Genomic DNA, 5493 nt, shown 5'->3' on the forward strand with positions numbered 1-5493 from the left:
GGCCAAGATCGTGCTGATGGACGAACCGACGGCGGCAATCTCGGTGCGCCAAGTCGCCGAGGTGCTGAACCTGATCCGCCATTTGCGCGACCAGGGCATATCAGTGGTGCTGATCAGCCACCGCATGCCAGACGTCTTCACCGTCGCCGACCGCGTCATCGTCATGCGGCGCGGCCGCAAGGTTGCCGACAAGACAATTGCGTCGAGTTCGCCCGAGGAAGTCACCGGGCTGATCACCGGCGCCATCGAACAGGTTTGATTTCAGCGAATTCCACCACGCACAGCAGATGAAGGTCGACGATGGCACTGACAATTGACCAGCCGATCGAACACAAGCAGCAATCCTTGGCCGCGCGGCTGTTTGCCAGCCAGACCTTCTGGGTGGTGATCGCCGTCATCCTGGCCTGCGTGTTCCTGTCGTTTGCCACCGACGCCTTCGCCACGTCGAAGAACCTCTATAACATCACCCGCAATATCACCTTCGTCGCCATCATTGCGCTCGGCATGACCTTCGTCATCATCACCGGCGGCATCGACCTGTCGGTCGGCTCGGTGCTGTGCCTGTCGTCGATGAACCTGGCCGTCACCATGCATGCCGGCTATTCGATCGAGGTCGGCATCCTGGCTTCGATCGCCACGGCGCTTGCTATCGGCGCCTTCAACGGCATCCTGATCGCCTATCTCGGCTTTCCACCCTTCGTGGTGACGCTCGGCATGCTGTCGATCGCCCGCAGCCTGGCCATGGTCGCCTCCAACAACACCGTCGTCTTCCAGTTCGGACCGGATCACGCCAAGCTGCTGGCATTGGGCGGCGGCGCCTGGGTGTTCGGCATCGCCAATCCGGTGCTTTACATGATCCTTCTGGCGCTGATCACCGGCTTCATCCTGCGCTGGACCAAGTTCGGCCGGCATATCTTCGCCATCGGCGGCAACGAGCATGCGGCGACGCTGACCGGCGTTCCGGTGCGCCAGATCAAGGTTGCCGTCTATATGATCCCGGCGCTGTCGGCAGGTATTGCCGGCATCGTCCAGACCGGCTGGCTGGGCGCCGTCACCACCAATCTCGGCACCGGCATGGAGCTGCAGGTGATCGCCGCCACCGTCATTGGCGGCGCCAATCTGGCCGGCGGCGTCGGTACTGCCTTCGGCGCCATCGTCGGCGCGGCCCTGATCGAGGTGATCCGCAACAGCCTTGGCCTGCTCGGCATCAATGCCTTCTGGCAAGGCGTGTTCATCGGCGGCGCCATCCTGCTGGCGGTGCTGTTCGACCGCATCCGCAATTTCCGCCGCAGCGAGTAGGCCGGGACAGTCCGTGACAAACTCCCTGTTCAGCCTTGATGGGCGGCTTGCGCTGATTACCGGTTCTGGCCAAGGCATAGGTTTCGCCCTGGCTCGCGGTCTCGCCGAACACGGCGCCGGCGTGGTGCTCAACGGCCGCGATGCCGCCAGAATCGACAGTGCGGTCGACAAACTACGCGATGCCGGCTTCAAGGCACATGCCTCGGTGTTCGACGTCACCGATTTTGAAGCGGTCAATGCGGACGTTGCACGCATCGAGGCCGAGATCGGCGCCATCGACATCCTCGTGAACAATGCCGGTGTCCAGTTCCGCGCTCCGCTCGAGGATTTTCCCGAGGAGCAATGGGAGCGGCTGTTCAAGACCAACGTTTCGGGCGCCTTCCATGCCGGCAAGGCCGTCGCCCGCAACATGATCCCGCGCGGCAAGGGCAAGATCATCAACATCGGCTCGGTGCAGAGCGAACTGGCAAGGCCGAACATCGCACCCTACACCGCAACCAAGGGCGCGATCCGCAACCTGACAAGGGGCATGTGCGCCGACTGGGCCAGATACGGCCTGCAGATCAACGCGATCGCGCCCGGCTACTTCCGCACCGAGATGAACCAGGCGCTGGTCGACAATCCGGAATTTTCCGGCTGGCTGGAAAAGCGCACGCCAGCCGGGCGCTGGGGTAATGTCGACGAGCTGATCGGCGCCGCCGTGTTTCTGGCGTCAAATGCATCCTCCTTCGTCAACGGCCATACGCTGTATGTCGATGGCGGCATGACGGCTTCGGTTTGAGGGGCTGGCGTCCTCCCCAACCGTTATTCGTTCCAGTGCCTATCGCTCAGTCTGAAAATCCACAGGCATCGGCCGTCATTCGCCCCCGCCGCACCCCCGAGTCTTGACGCGACCCCAAACTCAGCCGCACAATCCCGCTGCAGGCGAAGGGAGGCCAGTCGTCTGCGGGAGGAATACCCATGACGGAAGCGATCAGGCTCTACTGGGGCCGGTTCGGACATGTTTCTGTCCTGAATGTCGCAAGCGACTTCGTCACCCATGCCCATGTCGAGGCGCATCTGATCATCTGGCTGGAAGGCACGGCCGGGGAGATGACCATTGGCCGCGAAACGGTACCGCTTGGACCGCGCACCGCCGCCGGCATCAACTCCTTCCAGCCGCACAGCCATATTCTGTCGCGAGATGGCACACCCGGCCTCTTCCTCGCCTTCTACATCGATCCGGACTGGGCGCGGCGCCGCCGCGACCTGCCTTCGTCCGCGCCGCTGTTCTCACAAGCCGCGATCACGCTCGAGCCCTGGTTGCACCAGGCCGCCGCCAATCTGCTCGACCATCTCAGCGACAATGAGAGCATCGACGATATCGCCAATTACGAGATCGAGCGTTTCATCGATAGCGTGCTCGATGCCGCCGACGCCTCGGCGCCGCAGGAGGCGCGTGTCCGCATCAACACCATGCAGGATTTCCGCGTCCGCAAGGCGATCCAGCTGATGAAGGCCAATGTCTGCGAGCGCATCTGCTTCGACGACGTGGCGCGCAGCGTCGGCCTGTCGCGGCCGCATTTCTTCGCGCTGTTCAAGGAACAGACCAATCTGACGCCCAACGTCTACTGGAACACGCTGCGCATGGAGGAAGCGGTGCGGCAGCTGCAATGGTCGCAGGAGCCGTTGATCTCGGTCGCCTGCAATCTCGGCTTCACCACGCAGGGCAATTTCTCGCGCTTCTTCCGCGACCATGTCGGCGTGCCGCCGACGCTCTACCGCGAGGCCGCGCGGGCGATCGCCTGAACCAACTGCCCGCCGCGTGCGGGATAGCCATCAGGACCGTCGAGCATCGACCCGGAAGCGGACGCTCGTTTGCGCTCGGCCGAATTGCCGACCACCCAAGCGGGCATTGAATTACCGCAGCGCGCAAATGTTGCGATGACAGCGCTGTCTCTCGCTTGTTAGCTGGCGGAGCCGACAGGCTTCAGCATCAGCCGATATTGCAATCCCTGGATCTAGATTAGAATGACGTTACCATCAAAAGAGGTCTCGTCGAATGCCTCACGCGCCCAACCAAGAGTCCGAGGTACAGACTGAAGTCGACCTCTTCGAAATCTGGGCCGCCATGACCGAAGGCAAGGTGATAATGCACGAACAACCTTGAATGTATCGTCCGGCAGATCAAGGTCCACAAATACTACTGGTACCCCGGTCTTTTTCGCAACCACATCGCTCAGATCCGCAGCTGGCGAGTTGGTAGAAGGAATGGCAGTTGCGTCGAGATCGGGCAAGAGGTGGGCCATGCGTGTAACCGACGCGGAGCGCGACCAAGACAGGAACCGTCCGGCTGGGCCTTCCGGCCTACCGGACTGCAACGCCCTCTTCTCGGCGAGGATAAGCGATAGCTCGCTCTGCAACATCTCCAAGACGGCCGCCTGACTGGCTTGCCGGACCGACAAATGCGCTGCGAAACCATAGGCGATATTAGAGCCGTTCTGATCGGCCGAAATGGCGGCGATGACTGGCACGCCGAGGTCGTTCGTAAGATCCAGGAGCCAGGTGCGTCGTTGCCGCCGCTCTAGCCAATGCCGCAGATCCGAATGGGCCGGTTCATCAAGCGTTCCGAGCGACACCGGAGGACGTCTTATGCGCCCGTACCACCAGATAGCGACGGCATCTCGTTCCACAAGTTCCAGCAGCGCGGTGACCTGGGCAGCGGAGCGGTCAATGCCGGCGGCAAGACCATTGCTATCTGTCGGTCCCTCACCGAGCACGACGTTGACGATTGGCACGAATACGTCTGGGCCAGCGCGATTTGGCTTCGCCAAGCACCAGCTGGTGCAGTTGGAGATATGTTCCTTGACGACCGACCATGCGCGCGGTGAAATCAATTCACCTGGATTGGGACCATCTCGGAGCTGAATGTCCGAAAACTGCCAAAATTGGTTGGGCGCGATAGAACGTCCTGGCAGATCGATTGCACGCGCCTCAATAATCTGGAGAGCGTCGATTTTAGACGCCGCCGCTCGCTCCGCCATTTCGCCGAGACAAGATGCCAGCGCATTCTCGCGCGTCAGACCCCGTCCGGAGCCGAGTATCTCGGCTTTGCCAGCGGACTCCCGTGCAGCGACGATGAACTCCGCAGGAGCATCGGTATGGGTCAGATGAAGTAAATCGAAATTTCCGTTCACCGGTTCAGTACGCCCTCTTTGTGCCGACAGCCTTACGTGTTAGAGTCCCCTAAATTACTCTGAGCCATTCATTCTGGACTTACGGAAGCTTGAAAGCTTACCAGGGAGGTATGAGATGCGGCTTCGGACCATTCCTACCGTGAAGAGAGGCAGTGAGGACGACGGCGGCTCGCTCACTTTTGCAACAGACCCGTGCGCGTGTCTAAAGGTAGGAAAACTGATATACAGTGCGGCCACCAATCAAGCTGCATATGATGATTTTGTCGCGGACCCTAAAGCAGCCTTGGAGGATGCCGGTGTAGATCCGTCGCAATTGGCTCGATTGCAGATCAATATAGTTCGTGACGATGCGTCTACGGTAAACATCGTGATACCAGTGGTAAATGAGCACAAAGGGACTCTAGATATATATCTTCAGGAGTTGGGTTTCGTGACGATTATGGGGTGTAGGTAGAAGTCTCTGAAGCGGACATCCGGTGATTTCTGAAATGAGTTTGGCCAAGCAAGTCAGAAATTCCTCGCGTCTATGCCGATCAGAGACGAGAGTGATCTGGTCCAACCACTGCATCGCTGCGACCGGGCTAAAGCATGCGCCTTCCCAACGTGTTTCAACTATTTTCAGGAATGCAATCGTGGATGTATGAGCTTCGTCGTGGCGGGCACTCTTGGTCAACGCGAACGCATTCCATGCCAGCGGCTCGGCCAGTCCGAATGACCAGAGGGCTGAGCCATGATCGAGGGCTCGTTCATAGGCTCCGGCCATGGCAAATGCTTGAAGTCCGAAGAAGTGGAAAAAATCTGGCGTCGCAGGGTGAAGGTGAAACGCCCTCTCTGCATACGTAACAGCCGCATTGCCGTCACCATAGCAAGCGAGCCCCTCGGAAGCGGATATCAAAACGGCGGGGTCATAGGGGTCAAGCTCGACGGCGCGCCTGAATTCCTTTTCTCCCTGGGTGTAAAGCCCCATGCGGTAATAAGCCCACCCTAGAACGCCACGGTTCCTGGCATCCCACGGGTC

4 protein-coding genes and 2 pseudogenes are annotated in these 5493 nt (G+C 60.1%); 4 read left to right on the forward strand and 2 right to left on the reverse strand.

Annotation, left to right across the window (positions count from 1 at the left end; all coding sequences use genetic code 11):
• From EN935_RS20480 to EN935_RS20495, 4 genes and pseudogenes are all read left to right on the forward strand, one after another.
• Positions 1–259: pseudogene (locus tag EN935_RS20480) on the forward strand (sugar ABC transporter ATP-binding protein); the annotation flags it as partial.
• A 41-nt stretch (positions 260–300) separates the two neighbouring features.
• Complete coding sequence (locus EN935_RS20485) at positions 301–1299, forward strand: ABC transporter permease (RefSeq protein WP_127373562.1); 999 nt, start codon at positions 301–303, stop codon at positions 1297–1299.
• Between the two features lie 13 nt (positions 1300–1312).
• A complete protein-coding gene (locus EN935_RS20490; protein WP_127264734.1) occupies positions 1313–2080 on the forward strand; it encodes an SDR family oxidoreductase in 768 nt (255 codons plus the stop codon).
• A 179-nt stretch (positions 2081–2259) separates the two neighbouring features.
• A complete protein-coding gene (locus EN935_RS20495) occupies positions 2260–3087 on the forward strand; it encodes an AraC family transcriptional regulator (protein ID WP_127264733.1) in 828 nt (275 codons plus the stop codon).
• A 212-nt stretch (positions 3088–3299) separates the two neighbouring features.
• Here the strand turns inward: EN935_RS20495 and EN935_RS20500 are convergent, their stop codons facing one another.
• Positions 3300–4475 carry a YcaO-like family protein gene (locus tag EN935_RS20500; RefSeq protein ID WP_126069636.1) on the reverse strand — a complete coding sequence of 392 codons (1176 nt, stop codon included), beginning with the start codon at positions 4473–4475 and terminating at the stop codon, positions 3300–3302.
• Positions 4476–4875: 400 nt separating this feature from the next.
• Positions 4876–5493, reverse strand: a pseudogene (locus tag EN935_RS20505) (hypothetical protein); the annotation flags it as partial.

The sequence above is a fragment of the Mesorhizobium sp. M7D.F.Ca.US.004.03.1.1 genome (genome assembly GCF_003998635.1).
In the GTDB taxonomy this organism is placed as follows: domain Bacteria; phylum Pseudomonadota; class Alphaproteobacteria; order Rhizobiales; family Rhizobiaceae; genus Mesorhizobium; species Mesorhizobium loti.